This window comes from Mesorhizobium sp. M1C.F.Ca.ET.210.01.1.1 (assembly GCF_004791585.1).
Lineage (GTDB): Bacteria > Pseudomonadota > Alphaproteobacteria > Rhizobiales > Rhizobiaceae > Mesorhizobium.
Genome location: NZ_SRUU01000170.1, coordinates 1 through 321, shown reverse-complemented (window position 1 = coordinate 321; position 321 = coordinate 1). Strand labels below are relative to the sequence as shown.

Genomic DNA, 321 nt, shown 5'->3' with positions numbered 1-321 from the left:
GGTCGAGATGCCGTTGCTCGACAAGGCCTACGAAGCCTAGTCGTTCAACGCCATCCCGAAGATCGGCCAGGCGGTCACCGGCGACGGCGAACCCTATTCCTACCTGGTCGAATCGATCCGCAAATTTCCGAACCAGGCGAATTTCGCTTCCATGATCACCCGGGCGGGCTTCGACCGCGTCTCCTTCCGCAACTATTCCGGCGGCATCGCCGCACTGCATTCGGGCTGGAAGCTTTGAGGCAGGAAACCTTGAGGCAGGCCAGACGATGAGCAGCGTCCGATGAGCAGCGTCGGCGCCGCCTTTCGGCTCGCAAGGGCCGG

The 321-nt window shown here is 62.6% G+C and carries 1 pseudogene; it reads left to right on the top strand.

The annotated features are described in order from the left end of the window. Positions 1 to 238, top strand: a pseudogene (locus EN853_RS33440) (class I SAM-dependent methyltransferase); the annotation flags it as partial. Between the last annotated feature and the right edge of the window lie 83 nt (positions 239 to 321).